Annotated in this window: 16 protein-coding genes; 10 read left to right on the top strand and 6 right to left on the bottom strand. The window is 69.2% G+C overall.

Annotated features, from left to right (window positions below; all coding sequences use genetic code 11):
- Nucleotides 1–160 precede the first annotated feature (160 nt).
- Nucleotides 161–1,111 carry an AEC family transporter gene (locus CLU95_RS06540; protein ID WP_099791536.1) on the top strand — a complete coding sequence of 317 codons (951 nt, stop codon included), beginning with the start codon at nucleotides 161–163 and terminating at the stop codon, nucleotides 1,109–1,111.
- 105 nt (nucleotides 1,112–1,216) lie between these two features.
- On the opposite strand, the gene pdxH is transcribed toward CLU95_RS06540, so the two are convergent.
- Nucleotides 1,217–1,873: a pyridoxamine 5'-phosphate oxidase gene (gene pdxH, locus CLU95_RS06535; protein WP_099791534.1), complete on the bottom strand. Its 657-nt coding sequence runs from the start codon at nucleotides 1,871–1,873 to the stop codon at nucleotides 1,217–1,219.
- Nucleotides 1,874–1,902: 29 nt separating this feature from the next.
- Between pdxH and CLU95_RS06530 the strand changes: the two genes are divergently transcribed.
- On the top strand, nucleotides 1,903–2,472 hold the full coding sequence (locus CLU95_RS06530) for a nucleotidyltransferase family protein (RefSeq protein ID WP_099791532.1): 570 nt from the start codon (nucleotides 1,903–1,905) through the stop codon (nucleotides 2,470–2,472).
- 47 nt (nucleotides 2,473–2,519) lie between these two features.
- Here the strand turns inward: CLU95_RS06530 and CLU95_RS06525 are convergent, their stop codons facing one another.
- From CLU95_RS06525 to CLU95_RS06515, 3 genes are all read right to left on the bottom strand, one after another.
- On the bottom strand, nucleotides 2,520–4,628 hold the full coding sequence (locus tag CLU95_RS06525; RefSeq protein WP_099791530.1) for a DUF6630 family protein: 2,109 nt from the start codon (nucleotides 4,626–4,628) through the stop codon (nucleotides 2,520–2,522).
- Nucleotides 4,629–4,696: 68 nt separating this feature from the next.
- The gene (locus CLU95_RS06520) at nucleotides 4,697–5,236 is read right to left on the bottom strand and encodes a superoxide dismutase family protein (protein ID WP_099791528.1); all 540 of its coding nucleotides are present in this window, start codon (nucleotides 5,234–5,236) and stop codon (nucleotides 4,697–4,699) included.
- The gene (locus tag CLU95_RS06515) at nucleotides 5,233–5,925 is read right to left on the bottom strand and encodes a gamma-glutamylcyclotransferase (protein WP_099791526.1); all 693 of its coding nucleotides are present in this window, start codon (nucleotides 5,923–5,925) and stop codon (nucleotides 5,233–5,235) included. The genes CLU95_RS06520 and CLU95_RS06515 overlap by 4 nt, the downstream gene beginning before the upstream one ends.
- 135 nt (nucleotides 5,926–6,060) lie before the next feature.
- Here CLU95_RS06515 and CLU95_RS06510 point away from each other — a divergent pair, with 135 nt between their 5' ends.
- Nucleotides 6,061–6,612, top strand: coding sequence for an OmpA family protein (locus CLU95_RS06510; protein WP_099791524.1), 552 nt, complete (start codon nucleotides 6,061–6,063; stop codon nucleotides 6,610–6,612).
- 52 nt (nucleotides 6,613–6,664) lie between these two features.
- Here the strand turns inward: CLU95_RS06510 and CLU95_RS06505 are convergent, their stop codons facing one another.
- A complete protein-coding gene (locus CLU95_RS06505) occupies nucleotides 6,665–7,693 on the bottom strand; it encodes a LacI family DNA-binding transcriptional regulator (RefSeq protein WP_099791523.1) in 1,029 nt (342 codons plus the stop codon).
- A gap of 227 nt (nucleotides 7,694–7,920) precedes the next feature.
- Between CLU95_RS06505 and CLU95_RS06500 the strand changes: the two genes are divergently transcribed.
- The 7 genes from CLU95_RS06500 to CLU95_RS06470 all read left to right on the top strand — a co-directional run bounded on the left by CLU95_RS06500 (nucleotide 7,921) and on the right by CLU95_RS06470 (nucleotide 14,682).
- Nucleotides 7,921–8,448 (top strand): gluconokinase, encoded by a 528-nt coding sequence (locus CLU95_RS06500; protein WP_099791521.1) that lies wholly within the window; start codon nucleotides 7,921–7,923, stop codon nucleotides 8,446–8,448.
- Nucleotides 8,445–8,960 carry a TRAP transporter small permease gene (locus CLU95_RS06495; protein ID WP_099791519.1) on the top strand — a complete coding sequence of 172 codons (516 nt, stop codon included), beginning with the start codon at nucleotides 8,445–8,447 and terminating at the stop codon, nucleotides 8,958–8,960. The genes CLU95_RS06500 and CLU95_RS06495 overlap by 4 nt, the downstream gene beginning before the upstream one ends.
- Before the next feature lie 10 nt (nucleotides 8,961–8,970).
- Complete coding sequence (locus tag CLU95_RS06490; protein ID WP_099791517.1) at nucleotides 8,971–10,251, top strand: TRAP transporter large permease; 1,281 nt, start codon at nucleotides 8,971–8,973, stop codon at nucleotides 10,249–10,251.
- Nucleotides 10,252–10,310: 59 nt separating this feature from the next.
- Nucleotides 10,311–11,318 (top strand): TRAP transporter substrate-binding protein, encoded by a 1,008-nt coding sequence (locus CLU95_RS06485; protein ID WP_099791515.1) that lies wholly within the window; start codon nucleotides 10,311–10,313, stop codon nucleotides 11,316–11,318.
- Between the two features lie 115 nt (nucleotides 11,319–11,433).
- Nucleotides 11,434–13,260 (top strand): phosphogluconate dehydratase, encoded by a 1,827-nt coding sequence (edd, locus tag CLU95_RS06480; RefSeq protein ID WP_099791513.1) that lies wholly within the window; start codon nucleotides 11,434–11,436, stop codon nucleotides 13,258–13,260.
- Nucleotides 13,261–13,315: 55 nt separating this feature from the next.
- On the top strand, nucleotides 13,316–13,951 hold the full coding sequence (eda, locus tag CLU95_RS06475; protein WP_099791511.1) for a bifunctional 4-hydroxy-2-oxoglutarate aldolase/2-dehydro-3-deoxy-phosphogluconate aldolase: 636 nt from the start codon (nucleotides 13,316–13,318) through the stop codon (nucleotides 13,949–13,951).
- A 2-nt stretch (nucleotides 13,952–13,953) separates the two neighbouring features.
- On the top strand, nucleotides 13,954–14,682 hold the full coding sequence (locus CLU95_RS06470) for a haloacid dehalogenase type II (RefSeq protein WP_099791509.1): 729 nt from the start codon (nucleotides 13,954–13,956) through the stop codon (nucleotides 14,680–14,682).
- A 16-nt stretch (nucleotides 14,683–14,698) separates the two neighbouring features.
- Here CLU95_RS06470 and CLU95_RS06465 read toward each other — a convergent pair whose 3' ends face one another.
- Entirely contained in the window at nucleotides 14,699–15,262 is a 564-nt protein-coding gene (locus tag CLU95_RS06465) for a DUF1697 domain-containing protein (RefSeq protein WP_099791507.1), read from the bottom strand.
- Nucleotides 15,263–15,282 lie beyond the last annotated feature (20 nt).

Raw genomic sequence — 15,282 nt, 5'->3', positions numbered from 1 at the left:
TGACTGGCTCCCTCCCCCGCTGGGGGAGGGCAGGGGTGGGGGCTCGCGGCCTGTGATGAGGCAGTGGCTTCTGCAAGCGCCGCTTGCCCCCATCCCAGCCTTCCCCCGGGGAGGGGAAGGAGCAAGGCAACGGCCGAAAACGCTCGGCTATCCTCGCCGGGTGAATTCCTTCGTCATCTCCTCGCTCTTCCCCGTCGTCCTTCTCATCGCCGCCGGCTACCTCGCCGGACGGCGCCGATGGATCGGTGGCAATGCGGTGAAGGACCTGTCGAACCTCATCTTTTTGCTGCTCGCGCCCGCGCTGCTGTTCCGTGCGATGAGCACGGTGCACGTGCAGGAGTTGAGCCTGAAGCCCGTGGCGGCGTACTTCATCGCCTCGGGCCTGCTGTTCGCGGGCACGCTCGCGTGGCGCGGCTTCAACCGCACGGGCGCGGTGCTCGCGCTGGCCAACACCTACAGCAACACCGTGATGATCGGCATCGCGTTGATCGGCCTGGCCTATGGCGAGGCCGGCATGGTGGTGCTGCTCACGCTGATCTCGCTGCATTCGCTCGTGCTCATGACCAGCGCCACGGTGGTGCTCGAGTTGGCCGTGGCGCGCGAGCATGCGGCGGTGAGCGGGGCGGAGCGCCGCTCCATGGCGCGCACCGTGCTGCGCGCGCTGCGCAACGCCATCATCCATCCGGTGCCGCTGCCCATCATTGCGGGCCTGCTGTTCGCGCAGACGGGGCTCGTGATGCCCGAGGTGATCGACAAGCCGATCCAGCTGCTCGGCCAGGCCTTCGGACCGGTCGCGCTGGTGATGGTGGGCATCACGCTCGCGCTCACGCCCATCGGGCGCCACTGGCGCGGCGCGCTGGTGCAGGCGCTGGTGAAGAACCTCGTGCACCCGCTGCTGGTGGCCCTCATCGGCTGGCTGCTGGGCGTGCGGGGCATTCCGCTCACCGTGATGGTGGTGGCGGCGGCGCTGCCCATTGGCGCCAACGTGTTCCTGTTTTCGCAGCGCTACCGCAGCGCCGAAGACCTGGTCACGGCCAGCGTGGCCGTGTCGACCGTGCTGGCGTTGGGCACGCTCACGCTGGTCATGGTCTGGGTGCAGTGGTTGCCATAGAGTTCGCCCCCAAGGCTTCGCGCACTTCGTGTCGCTGCGCCAACCTCCAGCCACGGGCAACACCTGCGGCCCGGCAAAGCCGGTTCCGCGGTGTTCCTTGAAAAGTCAGGGCGCGAGCCGTTCGCGCATCCAGTCCGCACCTTCGAGGCGGTAACGCAGCCGGTCGTGCAGTCGGCTCTTGCGGCCCTGCCAGAACTCCCAGCGGTCGGGCACCAGGCGGAAGCCGCCCCAGTGCGGTGGACGCGGCGGCGAGAGCAGGTGCCTGGCGGCGTACACGGCGGCGTTCTTCACCAGCACGTCGCGCCCGCTGATCACTTCGCTCTGCGGGCTGGCCCAGGCGCCGATGCGTGAATCGAGCGGACGGCTGGCGTAGTAGGCGTCGCTCTCCTCGGCGCTGACCCTTTCGACGCGGCCTTCGATGCGCACCACGCGCTCCAGCTCGACCCAGTGGAACTGCAGCGAGGCATACGGGTTGCCCGACAGCTCGCGGCCCTTGCGGCTGTCGTAGTTGGTGTACCAGACGATGCCGCGCGCGTCGTAGCCCTTGATGAGCACGATGCGGCTCGAAGGCCGCAGGTCGCTGCCCACGGTGCACAGCGTCATCGCGTTGGGCTCGGGGATTTGCGCGCCGATGGCCTCGGTGAGCCAGCGCTCGAACTGCAGGAGCGGGTCGGCGGCGCTGCGGGTCTCGTCGAGCTCGGCGCGCTCGTAGCTCTTGCGCAGCGCGGCCAGCGCGTCTTTGGAAAGAGGAGAAGAAGTCATGCCGGGATTGTTGCGCACATACTCGGCCCATGACGACGACAGAGGCGAACTCCCCGACCGTGATCGTGCTGGCCTCGGGCCGCGGCGAGCGCTTCATCGCGGCCGGCGGCACGGGCTCGAAGCTGAAAGCGCTGCTCGCGGGCAAGTCGGTGCTCGCGCGCACGCTCGACGCCGTGCGCGCCAGCGGCCTGCCGTGGCGGCTGGAAGACGCGGGTCACCCCGGCATGGGCGATTCGATTGCCGCCGCCGTGCGCGCCACGCCCGACGCGGCGGGCTGGCTGATCCTGCCGGGCGACTTGCCGCTGGTGCTGCCCGCCACGCTGCGCGCGGTGGCTGCCGCGCTCGGGGGGCGCGTGAATGCCGTGCAGCCGCAGTACCGCGGCGAGCGCGGGCATCCGGTGGGCTTTGCGGCGGGCTGCGGGGCGCAGCTGGCGGCGTTGGAGGGGAACCTGGGGGCATCGCCCGTGTTGCGGGCGATGCGTGCGATCGATTCGGTCATCGACCTGTCGGTGGACGACGCCGGCGTGGTGACCGACATCGACACGCCCGAGGCCCTGGCGCGGGCCGAGGCGCTCTGGCAGGCGCGCGCAGGCGCCTGATCGTTCATGTCTTGCTGGAACCGCTCAGGTCCCGCCGGGACAGGACGCTAGATCACCAGTTGCAGCGCGGCCTGCCCCACAAGCTTCTTGAACCGGCTCCGGTCCTTGGTGCGAACCGCGCCGACCGCGTAGCAGTCGCCCAGACTCTGCAACTCATACAGTGCGTAGCCGTGCGGGGCGAGATGCTTGCGCGCTGCGTCCAGGCCCTCCGTGATGTCATCGCCGTTGTCCAGCGGTTCCCATTGGAAGCCGTCCCAGGCATTGCCCGGGACGGGGAGGGCCAGCGACTTGACCGCGTCGCTGTCTTTCCAGTCGAAGGTTGTGAAGAGGGGCGAACCGCCGGTGACCGCATAGACCAGCCCCTCCTTGGGGTTGTCTACGCCCCACAGCAAGGCGGTGACAGCGTCGGGGCCGGCTTCGGGCGCCATCGCCGCGCGCAGCTGGTCGAGCAGCGCCTGCAGCGCCGCCTGGCCCGCTGCCTTGTCGCCAAGCCAGACGCATCCGATCAGGTCCGCCAGCCAGCCCCGGCCTGTGGCCGCTTCGTCGCAGATCGCCTGCAGGGAGGTATCGTCGACCGACTTCTTGCGCCGCGCATTGGGGCTGCGACCTTCCCGGCGTGCTTCGTGGAACGCGGCCCGGGTCATGCCGGTGCGTTCGAGAACTCGCCCGTCGAAATCGACCCACTGAACCTGCGCATCCGGGCCGCCTTCGTTCAGGGTCAGCAGGCGATCGCCTTCGACGATCGGGTTGCCTGTGTCCGTCCAGAAGTGCATGGCGGTGCTCACCGGTCGGCCGTCGGTGTCGTAGAGCATGAGCTGCATGGGCGCAAAGTCGAGGCCGATGAAACGGTTGCGCCCGTAGACCTTGGGCGGCGCGTCGCGGTTGCCGCGCGCGATGTGCCTGTGCTTGCACGGGATCAGTTCCCGGCCATCGAGGGCGACCAGGCCTTCGAGTCCCTTTGAGTCCGCCATCACGGCCCATCGCTTGCGCGTGTCGAAGTTTCTGACGGCCTCGTAGCGGTGAGGCACCAGGATGCGTGCGCCGTCGGCGCTCGCAACGGCCGAGCGCTCTTGTGCGTCGCGCAGACGCAGCAAGCCGTCGTCGCTCTGGAAAGCCGAGGTCACGCCGGTGTGCAGGATTTCCCCGGTGCTGATGCGCACCAACTGTCCCCCCGCCTCCGGTTCGCCGGGAAATTCGGCCCACAGCAAGTCTTCAGCGACGACGTCTGCGTAGCCCAGACTGCCCACGGGATAGCGCCAGACGCCGTTGCGGTCCATCAGCCCGCCGGCGACGGAAGGAAGCGCACTTTTCTTTTTCGTCTTGTCCGTGTCGTCGCGCAGGGCAATCACCCATGGGCCGCTCGCGCGGCCCTGATAGACGGAGGTCGCTCCCGCTTCGAACGGGAGCAGCCAGCGGCCGTAGGGCGTGACCAAGCCAACCGGTGGGAGGCGGTTCGCCTCGGCGCGCTTCTTCTTGCCGCCGTTCGCGTCATGGGGTGGGTGCACCACATAGGCGGCCAGATCCGGCCGCCAGTCGTCCACCGTCAGGGCCTGAAGAAAGGGCGCGCGTTCGTCTTCCGTCTCGTACTCGACCGTCCACAGCCGGGCAATCACCTGGTCGGACCACCAGCCCCACTGGCGGCGCCAATCCGACACCAGCGGGCGAAGCACCTCGGGCAACTCGGTTTCAGCGGTGCAGGGCGCCGGTGCTCCCCCTGGCTGCAAGGCGGCCACCAGCGCGGCACCGTCGGCTTGCAGTTGGCCCAGGTGCGCGCCGAATGCCTCTGGGTTGCTGCTGTCCCAGGCGAGGTCGATCGTGTCGAGCACGAGCCACGGATGGGGGCTGCTGTCCAGTGCGGCCTGGATGCGGTCCATCTCGGTGCGCGCTTCCATGGGCAACAGTGCCGCCGCGAGGGCACGGAACTGTTGCCAACGGGCTCGCGCGGCCTCCATCGGCGCGGCGAGCAGCACCTGTGCATCGTCGCAGTTGCCGATGGCGGAGGAGGCCCGTTGGCCCTCGCCCACCAGCAGCGAGAAAAGGGCGGGGACCGCATCGAACCATTCGGCGAGCCCGGCCACATCACCGGCGTCTTCGTCGAGCGGGCGCGCGTGATCGGGGAATTCGTGAAGCGAAAAGAGGACGCTGGCGTTTGGCATCCCGATGACGGTAGCACGGTGCCGGCGGGGTCATGCCGGTGGGGCGGCCAGCCCCTCAGGCCAGGTTCTCAGCCCTTGGGCACGACCGCGCAGAGCACGCGCGGGCCGGAGTTGCCGGCAGGCTGCGTCGTGAAGTCGTCGCGGTCGCGGTGCACCACGAGGGCACGGCCGCGCACGTTGTTGGCGGCGCCGTCGGTCAGCGAGATCGCGTGGTTCTCGACGCTGAAACGCGCCACGCCGCTGGCGTCGGCCACCAGGCTGGGCAGCTCGCCGGCATGGCTGCCGGGCGCGGAGAACTTGCCGTGCGTGCCGCCGGCCGGGTTGAAGTGGCCGCCCGAGGCATTGCCGTTGTCGCCGCAGTCGCCCTTTTCATGGATGTGGAAACCGTGCTCGCTGCCCGGCGCCAGGCCGCGCACTTCACCGGACACGCGCACGCCGTGGTCGAGCGCGGTGAGCGTCACCGAGCCGCGCGCGGGGTTGGGCGTGACGGCGGCGGTCGGCGTCAGCTCGACCGTGGTGCTCGGCTTGCCGCCCATGCTGCCGCAGGCGGCGAGCATGGCGGTGGCGAGGAGGGCGGTGCCGGTGGCGAGGAGGCGGCGATGGTTCATGGTTTTTCCTTGTCGAACGATGCGGAAGAGGAGGATGAATTGTCGGAAGACCCCGGAACATATACCGGAGCCGACGGCGGGCCGCAATCGGCCGGCGCCGCGGCAGGGGCATCGGCGGTGGCCAGCGCCACCAGCCGGGCCAGCGCCGCGTCGTGGATCGCGTGGCGCTGCAGCTCGAGCAGGGTCTGGCGCGCGTAGTCGAGCGAGCTGCCGTAGCGGCCGACCGCATTCGCGAAGATGTGGCGGTAGCGCTCGTCGCTGAGCTCGCCCGTGAAGTTGGGGCTGCGCCGCGAGAGCGTGAAGGCCAGCGCGCGGACCGGCCCGTCGGCCGTGCCGCATTGCAGCCACTTGGGGTCGTACACCCCAGTGGGCATCTCGCGCAGCCAGAGGCGCTTCAGCGTTTCGAGGCCCTCGGCGCGGGGCACGCGGAACACCACGCCGCGGCAGCTGCCGCCCGAGAGCAGGCCGAACACCAGACCCGGCGTCTGCACGCTGCCGCGGTTGACCCGGCTCCACATCTTGAGCGCGCGGTGCCAGCCCTGCACCGTGGCCGCGCGCCGTTCCGCAAAGCCGAACTCGGGCCGCCAGATCAGCGAGCCGTAGCCGAAGAGCCAGAGATCGTCGCGGCCGCCCCAGTCGGCGATCGCGCGTTCCAGCATCGGCTGCGGGTCGCGCAGCGGACGAGGCATCGGGTCGAGCCCCGGCGGACCGGGGTCCGGCGCGCCGGCTGACACGGGGGGGTCGGAGGGGGCGCCTACAATTTCGTGATCATGGTTCACCGCACCATTATTTACCGACCCCTTTCCTACGGAGATCGCGCTTCCATGAACAACGACGACAGCCAGCAGAATTTCGCCCTCGGCTTCCTGGTGGCATTGATCGCGCTCGTGATCATGTTCGTGATCGGCATCGCCTTCTGGCACAAGGGCCTGGGTGCTGCGACTGTGCAGGCCAAGCCCGCCGTGGCGGTCTCTGCGCCGGCTGCGCCCGGCGGCGCGGTGCAGGTGACCGAAGTCACCGAGACCGTCACCGTGGTGATCCCCGACGGCGCCAGCATCCGCGTCGTCGGTGGCGTGGTGAACTTCTACTTCGCGACCGGCAGCGCCGACCTCGCACCGGGCGCCGCCGAGGCGCTGGCCCTGGTCATCAAGGGCGTCGAGGGCGGTCGCAAGGCGGTGGTCTCGGGCTTCCACGATGCCACGGGCGATGCCGCCGTGAACGAGGAACTCGCGAAGAACCGCGCGCAGATGGTGCGCGACGTGCTCACCGGCCTGGGCGTACCGGCAGAGAAGATCGACCTGCAGAAGCCCGCCGTCACCGCCGGGTCGGGCAACAACGCCGAGGCGCGCCGCGTCGAGGTGAAGCTGGTGGACTGAGCGTCCGCCGCATCCACGCAGAGCCCGGCATGTCCGGGCTTTTTCATGCGCCTCAGGTGCTGCCGCGCACGACCAGTTCGTAGTCCAGCTCGATGCAGCCGGGCTGCGCCAGCGTGCCGCGCATGAGGCCCAGCAGCATCTCGGCGCCGGCCTGGCCGACCTCGCTGCGCGGCGTGCGCATGGTGGTCAGCGGCGGCACCATCTGGTCGCTGCCCGCCAGGTCGTTGAAGCCGGCGATGGCGATGCGCCCGGGCACCGGCACCTGCAGGCGGTTGGCGGCCAGCAGCCCGCCCTGCGCGATGTCGTCGTTGCAGAAGAAGATGGCATCGATGTCGGGCATGCGTTGCAGCATCTCCTCGAACAGCCGTGCGCCTAGCGCGATCGACGAGCGCTCGGGGCTGAGCATTTCCAGCCGCGCGTCGTACAGGCCCGCCTCGCGCAGGCAGCGGCGATAGCCCTCGGCACGTTGCAGCACGCGCGGGTCGAGCTGCGCGCCGCAGAAGGCGATGCGGCGGTGCCCGCGTTCCAGCAGATGGCGCGTGACGGCGTGCCCTGCGTCCACCTGCGAAAAGCCCACGCAGGCCACGCCGGGCGCAGTGCTGGTTTCCATCAGGTGCACGCAGGGCACACCGCTGTGCGCGATGAGCTGGCGTGCCGTCTCGCTGCGGTCGAAGCCGGTCACCAGAAGGCCCGCCGGACGGTGGGGCAGGTAGGTGCGCAGCAGCAGTTCCTCTTCGGCGCTGTCGTAGTGCGTCACGCCGATGAAGGGCTGGTAGCCCTCGGGAAAGAGCGTGCGGTGCACGGCTTCCAGCAGGTCCACGAACAGGGTGTTGGACAGCATCGGCACCAGCACCAGCACCTGGCTGCTGCGCTGCGAGGCCAGGGCGCGGGCCGCGGGGTCGGGCACGTAGCCCAGGCGCTCGGCCGCCTCGCGCACGCGCAGGGTCAGCACCGGGTCGACGCCGCGCTCGCCGCGCAGCGCGCGCGAGACGGTGATCGGGCTGACGGACGCGGCGCGCGCCACGTCGTCGAGGGTGATGCGGCCACTGGAGCGGCGAGTGCGGCGGGGCGCGTCGGTCAAGGGTTAATCCGGAGCAGGGGAAGGGGCATTGTTCTATAGGATAGCGCTATCCTTCGGCGAGTTACCAAGTAATTAACGTTCAGGAATCGGCTGCACGGCGGCCGTTTCCCTCTGGGTGACAATCGAAGAAAATCACGACTGCCATGGCCCGAGCCCCTGCCCGGGCCTTTTTTTGATCTCCAATGGATAGCGCTATCTCAGAATTTCAACCGCAGGCCCTCGTGGTCATGGGCGTGTCCGGATGCGGCAAGTCGAGCGTCGGGGCGGCCTGTGCCGAGGCGCTGGGCTGGACGCTGCACGAGGGCGACGCGTACCACGCACCCGAAAGCGTCGCCAAGATGCGCGCGGGCACGCCGCTCACCGACGCCGACCGCGCCGGCTGGCTGGACCGTCTGGCCGACCTGCTGGCGTCCCCGCCCGAAGGCACCGGCCGGGTGCTGACCTGCTCCGCGCTGCGCAAGCGCTACCGCGACCGCCTGCGCCAGGCGGTGCCGCGCCTGGGCTTCGTGTTCCTGTCGCTGGACTACGAAGAGGCGCTGGCGCGCGTGCAGGCGCGCGCGGGCCATTTCTTCTCGCCGGCGCTGGTCGCGAACCAGTTCGCCACGCTCGAATCGCCCGTGGGCGAGCCGGGCGTGCTGGTGCTCGACGCCACGCAGCCCATGGCCGAGCTGGTCGCCGCCGTCGTCGCCTGGGCTGCGGCGCCGGCTTCTTCTTCCACCACAGGGCGCGACACGCCGTCCGGAGACATCGCATGAGCCAACCTCCCTCCACGCCGCCGGCACAGCGCAAGCCGGCGCTGCAGCGCCTGGCCGAACTCTTCATGGTCGTGGCGCTGGCCGGCATGGTCATCGCGGTCTTCGTGAACGTCGTGCTGCGCTATGTGTTCGCGACCAGCATCGTGTCGTACGAGGAAATCTCGCGCCTGCTGTTCGTCTGGCTGGTGGCCGTGGGCACCATCGTCGCGGCCTTCGAGGGCAAGCACCTGGGCTTCGACATGCTGACCTCGCGCCTGAAGGGCGGCTCGCGCAAGGGCCTGTTCTGGGTGAGCCAGCTGCTGGTGGCCGGGTGCATGGTGCTGCTGCTGAAGGGCGCCTGGGCGCAGGTGATCGCCGGCATGGAAAGCTACAGCACGGTGCTGGGCTATCCGCTGGCGCTCGGTGCCGCCGCCACGCTGGTGCTGGCCGTCGGCCTGCTGGTGGCGCTGGTGTTCGACCTCGTGCGCGGCGAGCCGCCGGCGGGCTCGGGTGCCACGGGCGACATCGAGTGAGGACGGCACGATGATCGTCACCGCTCTCTTCCTGATCGTGCTCATCGGCGGCATGGTGATCGGCATGCCGATCGCCCATGCGCTGGTGCTCACGGGTGTCGCGCTCATGTGGCACCTGGACTTCTTCGATGCGCAGCTGCTCGCGCAGAACCTGCAGGCCGGCTTCGACAACTTCCCGCTGCTGGCCGTGCCCTTCTTCATCCTGGCCGGCGAACTGATGAACGCGGGCGGCCTGTCGCGCCGCATCATCGACCTGGCCCGTGCGTTCGTCGGGCACATTCCCGGCGGCCTGGGCTTCGTGGCCATCGGCGCGGCCGTGCTGCTGGCGTCGATGAGCGGATCGGCCATTGCCGACACTGCCGCGCTCGCCACCATCCTGCTGCCCATGATGCGTGAGCAGAAGTACCCGTCCAGCTACAGCGCGGGCCTGCTCGCGTCGGGCGGCATCATCGCGCCGATCATTCCGCCGTCGATGCCGTTCGTGATCTACGGCGTGACCACCAACACGTCGATCAGCAAGCTGTTCCTGGCCGGCGTGTTCCCCGGCCTGATGATGGGCCTGTTCCTGATCGCCGCCTGGTGGTGGATCGCCCGCAAGCACAAGCTGCCCGCCATGGCGCGCGTGGCATGGGGCGCGCGCATGAAGGCGCTGCTGCACAGCTTCTGGGCCATGATGATGCCGGTCATCATCCTGGGCGGCCTCAAGGGCGGCATCTTCACGCCGACCGAAGCCGCCGTGGTGGCCGCGGTGTATGCGCTGATCGTCTCGATGTTCGTGTACCGCGAGATGACCTGGGCCGGCCTGTACGAGGTGTTCCTCGCCGCGGGCAAGACCACGGCCGTGGTGATGTTCCTGTGCGGCGCCGCGACCGTGACCGCCTACATGATCACGCTGGCCGACCTGCCCAACCTGCTGGCCGACAGCTTCGCCGGCGTGATGGGCGACCCCGTCGTCTTCATGGCGCTGATGATGGTGTTCCTGCTGGTGGTCGGCACGGCGATGGACCTGACGCCCACCATCCTGATCTTCGGCCCCGTGTGCGCGCCGCTGGCCATGAAGGCCGGCATCGACCCGGTGTACTTCGGCTTCATGTTCATCTACGTGGGCTGCATCGGGCTGATCACGCCGCCCGTGGGCACCGTGCAGAACGTGGTGGCCGGCGTCGGCAAGCTGCGCATGGAAACCGTGATCAAGGGCACCACGCCGTTCCTGCTCATGTACGTGCTGCTGGCCGTGCTGTTCGTGCTGTTCCCCTCGCTCATCACGGCGCCGCTGGCCTGGATGCACTGACCCGCCATTCCTTTCCTTTTTTCTTCTCGTTCCCCTTTCGATACTCAGGAGACTTCCCAATGCGCATCCGTTTCGCTCTCGCCGGCCTCGTGGCCGCACTCGCCGCCGCCGGCGCCGTCCAGGCGCAGGACTTCAAGCCGCGCATCGTGCGCTTCGGCTACGGCCTGGTCGACAACTCCAACCAGGGCCGTGCCGTGCGCCTGTTCGCGCAGGAGGTCGAGAAGGCGTCCGGCGGCAAGATGAAGGTCCGCGGCATCGGCAACGCCTCGCTCGGCTCCGACACCCAGATGCAGCAGGCGCTGATCGGCGGCGCGCAGGAGATGATGGTCGGCTCCACCGCCACGCTCGTGGGCATCGTCCCTGAAATGGCCGTGTGGGACACGCCCTTCCTCTTCGCCAACGTGAAGGAAGCCGACGCCGTGCTCGACGGTCCCGTGGGCGAGAAGGTCAAGGCGAAGCTGGAGCCCAAGGGCATGGTCGGCCTGGTCTACTGGGAGAACGGTTTTCGCAACCTCACCAACAGCAAGCGCCCCGTCAACAAGCTCGAAGACATGGGCGACATCAAGCTGCGCGTGATGCAGAACAACGTGTTCCTCGACAGCTTCAAGGCGCTGGGCGCCAACGCCGTGCCGCTGCCGTTCTCCGAGCTGTTCACCGCCCTGGAAACGCGCGCCGTGGACGGCCAGGAGAACCCGTTCAACACCGTGGTGTCGAGCAAGTTCTACGAAGTGCAGAAGTACCTGACGGTGACCAACCACGTCTACAGCCCCTGGATCGTCACGGTCAGCAAGAAGTGGTGGGACACGCTGAGCCCGGCCGAGAAGAAGGTGCTGCAGGACGCCGCCGTGAAGAGCCGCGAGTTCGAGCGCAAGGACACCCGCGAGGAAGCCACCAAGGCCCTGGCCGAACTGCGCACCAAGGGCATGCAGGTGAACGAGCTGCCCGCCTCCGAGGCCAACCGCATGCGCGAGAAGCTCACCAGCGTCAACAGCGGCATCGCCAAGTCCGTGGGACAGGAGACCTGGGACGCGGTCAACGCCGCCGTCGTGCAGGTGCGCGGCAAGTAAGCCAGCCCATTCCCTCGGGCGAAGGCGGTGTCGCACCGCCTTCGTCACTTTCGTGCCGGGTGTGGGGTTTACCATGAGGCCCCAGCCAGCAGGCGCATTCACAGCCCCAGCAAGCATGCCACTCCACGACACCGTCCAAGCCGTCACCCGACGCATCCGCGAACGCAGTGCACCCACCCGCACCGCGTACCTTGCGCAGATCGAGGCCTACGGGCAGCGTGACCGCAGCTCCGACCGCATGGGCTGCGCCAACGTGGCACATGCCGTGGCGGGCATCCCGGCCAACGACAAGTTCAAGGTGGTGGCCGAGCGCGCGCCCAACATCGGCATCGTCACCGCCTACAACGACATGCTCTCGGCCCACGCGCCGTACCAGGGCTACCCGGACATCATCAAGCACGAGGCCCGGCGCCACGGCGCCACCGCACAGGTGGCCGGCGGCGTGCCCGCCATGTGCGACGGCGTCACGCAGGGCACGCCCGGCATGGAGCTGAGCCTGTTCAGCCGCGACCTCATCGCCATGAGCACCGCCGTCGCGCTCACGCACGACATGTTCGACAGCGCGCTCATGCTCGGCGTGTGCGACAAGATCGTGCCGGGCCTGCTCATCGGTGCGCTGCACTTCGGGCACCTGCCCACCGTGTTCGTGCCCGCCGGGCCGATGCCCTCGGGCCTGTCGAACACGGCCAAGTCGAAGGCGCGCGAGCAGGCCGCGCAGGGCCTCGTGGGCCGCCAGGGCCTGCTCGACGCCGAGATGGCGGCGTACCACACGGTCGGCACCTGCACCTTCTACGGCACTGCCAACAGCAACCAGATGCTGCTCGAGGCCATGGGCCTGCACGTGCCCGGCACGGCCTTCATCCAGCCCGGCGACGCCATGCGCGAAACGCTCACGCGCGAGGCGGTGCGCTCGGTGCTCGGCAAGGCGAGCGACACGGCCTTCAACTGTCCGCCCATCGGCGAAATGGTCGACGAGCGCTGCATCGTCAACGCCATGGTCGCGCTGCTGGCCACGGGCGGCTCCACCAACCACCTGATCCACTGGGTGGCCGTGGCGCGCGCCGCGGGCATCCTCATCGACTGGGACGACTTCTCCCAGCTGTCCGACGTGGTGCCGCTGCTCACGCGCGTGTACCCCAACGGCAGCGCCGACGTGAACGAGTTCCAGGCCTGCGGCGGCCCGGGCTTCGTGATCGGCGAACTGGTCGAGGCTGGCCTGATGCACGCCGACGTGCTCACCGTGCGCGCCGGCGGCATCCGCGAATTCGCGAACATCCCGTCGCTGGTCGGCGAGAACACGCTGCAATGGACGCCCGCCGCGCCGCTGCAGAAAGAAGCCGTCACGCGCCCCGTTGCCAGCCCCTTCAGCGTCACCGGCGGCCTCAAGCTGCTCGGCGGCAACCTGGGGCGCAGCGTGATCAAGGTGTCGTCGGTGCCCGACGACCGCCATGTCATCGAAGCGCCGGCGCGCGTGTTCGACTCGCAGGCCGCGCTGCAGAAGGCCTTCACGGCCGGCGAACTGGAGCGCGACGTGGTCTGCGTGGTGCGCTGGCAGGGCCCGCAGGCCAACGGCATGCCCGAGCTGCACAAGCTCACGCCGCCGTTGTCGGTGCTGCAGGGCAAGGGCTTCCGCGTGGCGCTGGTCACCGACGGCCGCATGAGCGGCGCCTCGGGCAAGATCCCGGCCGCCATCCACGTGTCGCCCGAAGCGGCGGCCGGCGGGCCGCTCGCCAAGGTGCGCGACGGCGATGTGATCCGCCTCGATGCCGTAGCGGGTACGCTCGCCGTGTTGCTGCCCGACGATGAATGGGCCGCACGCGAGACCGCCGTGCAACCCGAAGCGCAGCGCTTCGCCGACGGACGTGGCCTGGGCCGCGAACTGTTCGCCGGCATGCGCCGCAATGCACTGGCCGCCGAAGAGGGCGCCTGCTCTTGGCTGTGAATACCAGCATCGCCCGCCAGCGATGCGCAACGCAACGACGTACTGGAGCTATGACATGACAGACAGACTCACCCCCCTCGACGTGATGCGCGACGCGCCGGTCATCCCGGTCATCGTGTTGACCGACGTGAAGCACGCCGTGCCGCTGGCGCGCGCGCTGGTGGCCGGCGGCATCCGCATGCTCGAAGTCACGCTGCGCACGCCGCAGGCGCTGCAATGCATCGAGGCCATCGCCAAGGAAGTGCCTGAAGCCGTCGCCGGCGCCGGCACCATCCGCAGCGCGGCCGACGCGCAGGCCTCGGCGCTGGCCGGCGCCAAGTTCGGCGTGAGCCCGGGCTACACGCGCGCGGTCGGCAAGGCCTGCCACGACCTCGGCCTGCCGCTGCTGCCCGGCGTGGCCACGGGCAGCGAGATCATGACGGCGCAGGAAGACGGCTACACCCAGCTGAAGTTCTTCCCCGCGCTGCAGGCCGGCGGCCTGCCGATGCTCAAGGCCTGGCAGGGCCCGTTCGGCGACGTCACCTTCTGCCCCACGGGCGGCATCCATGCGGGCAACGCGGCCGAGTTCCTCGCGCTGTCGAACGTGGCCTGCGTGGGCGGTTCGTGGATCGTGCCGACCGACGCCATCCGCGACGGCGACTGGGCCCGCATCGAGCAACTGGCACGCGCCGCGAGCCAGCTGCCGCGTTGATCATGAGCGCCGATTTCGACGCGAGCGACCTCAAGGTCATCGCGTTCGACGTGTTCGGCACGGTGGTCGACTGGCACAGCGGCATCGCGGCCGAGGTCGAGCGCGTGCTGCCCGGTGTGGACGGTGCGGCCTTTGCGCTCGCCTGGCGCGCCGGCTACCAGCCCGCCATGAAGGCCGTGATGGAACGCATCGCGGCCGGCGAGGGCGGCTTCACGCTGCTCGACGAGCTGCACCTGAGCATGCTCGAACAGGTGCTGCACGACTTCAGCCTGGCCGACCACCTCGACACCACCGCCAAGCGCGACCTGAGCCGTGCGTGGCACCGCCTGCCGGCCTGGCCCGATGCGGTCGAGGGGCTCACGCGGCTGAAGAAGAAATTCACCATCTGCACGCTCTCCAACGGCAACATCGGCCTGCTCACCGAGATGGCCAAGCGCGCCGGCCTGCCCTGGGACTGCGTGCTGTCGGCCGAGGTGTTCAAGGCCTACAAGCCCGACCCGCGCACCTACCTCGGCGTGGCGGGCGTGTTCGATGCGACGCCCGGGCAAGTGATGCTTGCTGCCGCGCACCACGACGACCTGGCGGCCGCGCGCGTGTGCGGCCTGAAGACGGCGTACATCGAGCGGCCCCACGAGTTCGGCCGCAACCAGCCGAAGGATGTGTCGCCGCAGCCGGACAACAGCCTGCATGTGCGCAACATCGTCGCGTTGGCCGACCGGCTGGGCTGCTGATCGATCGACGTGTCGATCAGTCCGTGACGAGTTTTTCCACCGTGCGCAGGTTGCGCGTGGTGGTGCTCGACTTGTAGCGGGTCTTCGCCAGCAGCTTGGCCACCGGCGTGTCCAGGCTTTCGCCGCGCGGGCACTGCCAGTACAGCACGCCATCGCCGCGCACCAGCTGCTCGACCTTGGCATCGACCGTGCCGGCCTTCTCGATGATCTCGTCGAGCATCGCGGCATCGGAGCCGAACACGATGTACGGATGGTGCGTGTCGTCGATGCGCTCGAAAGGGTAGCCCGCCGCCATGTCGGCCACCTGCTGCTGCGTGCGCAGCACGATCCACGCCTCGTAGCCGAAGCACTGGCGCAGCGCTTGCTCGATGCGCGTGCGCAGCACGGCGGCGTCGGGTGCGTCGGTGTCGAACAGCACGTTGCCGCTGGCGAGCACCGTGCGCACCGCGCCGAAGCCGAGTTCGTCGACGAACAGCGCCTTCAGGTCGGCGCTCTTGATCGTGATGCCGTTGACGTTCACGCCGCGCAGCAGGGCGACGTAGCGCGTCAGCGGCGCTTGCTTTTTCTTCGGGCTTGCCATGGCGTTGTTGCGTGCAACCC

The sequence above is a fragment of the Variovorax sp. 54 genome (assembly GCF_002754375.1).
In the GTDB taxonomy this organism is placed as follows: Bacteria; Pseudomonadota; Gammaproteobacteria; order Burkholderiales; family Burkholderiaceae_C; genus Variovorax.
Note: the sequence above shows the minus strand (reverse complement) of the source record. Positions and strands in the feature narration are given on the sequence as shown.

Excerpts from the sequence above, each read along its gene's own strand:
- edd (WP_099791513.1), top strand. The coding sequence starts at position 11,434 with ATGCCACTCCACGACACCGTCCAAGCCGTCACCCGACGCATCCGCGAA.
- CLU95_RS06470 (WP_099791509.1), top strand. The coding sequence starts at position 13,954 with ATGAGCGCCGATTTCGACGCGAGCGACCTCAAGGTCATCGCGTTCGAC.
- CLU95_RS06495 (WP_099791519.1), top strand. The coding sequence starts at position 8,445 with ATGAGCCAACCTCCCTCCACGCCGCCGGCACAGCGCAAGCCGGCGCTG.
- pdxH (WP_099791534.1), bottom strand. The coding sequence starts at position 1,873 with ATGACTTCTTCTCCTCTTTCCAAAGACGCGCTGGCCGCGCTGCGCAAG.
- CLU95_RS06520 (WP_099791528.1), bottom strand. The coding sequence starts at position 5,236 with ATGAACCATCGCCGCCTCCTCGCCACCGGCACCGCCCTCCTCGCCACC.
- CLU95_RS06485 (WP_099791515.1), top strand. The coding sequence starts at position 10,311 with ATGCGCATCCGTTTCGCTCTCGCCGGCCTCGTGGCCGCACTCGCCGCC.
- CLU95_RS06530 (WP_099791532.1), top strand. The coding sequence starts at position 1,903 with ATGACGACGACAGAGGCGAACTCCCCGACCGTGATCGTGCTGGCCTCG.
- CLU95_RS06525 (WP_099791530.1), bottom strand. The coding sequence starts at position 4,628 with ATGCCAAACGCCAGCGTCCTCTTTTCGCTTCACGAATTCCCCGATCAC.
- CLU95_RS06465 (WP_099791507.1), bottom strand. The coding sequence starts at position 15,262 with ATGGCAAGCCCGAAGAAAAAGCAAGCGCCGCTGACGCGCTACGTCGCC.
- CLU95_RS06500 (WP_099791521.1), top strand. The coding sequence starts at position 7,921 with ATGGGCGTGTCCGGATGCGGCAAGTCGAGCGTCGGGGCGGCCTGTGCC.
- CLU95_RS06510 (WP_099791524.1), top strand. The coding sequence starts at position 6,061 with ATGAACAACGACGACAGCCAGCAGAATTTCGCCCTCGGCTTCCTGGTG.
- eda (WP_099791511.1), top strand. The coding sequence starts at position 13,316 with ATGACAGACAGACTCACCCCCCTCGACGTGATGCGCGACGCGCCGGTC.
- CLU95_RS06515 (WP_099791526.1), bottom strand. The coding sequence starts at position 5,925 with ATGCCTCGTCCGCTGCGCGACCCGCAGCCGATGCTGGAACGCGCGATC.
- CLU95_RS06490 (WP_099791517.1), top strand. The coding sequence starts at position 8,971 with ATGATCGTCACCGCTCTCTTCCTGATCGTGCTCATCGGCGGCATGGTG.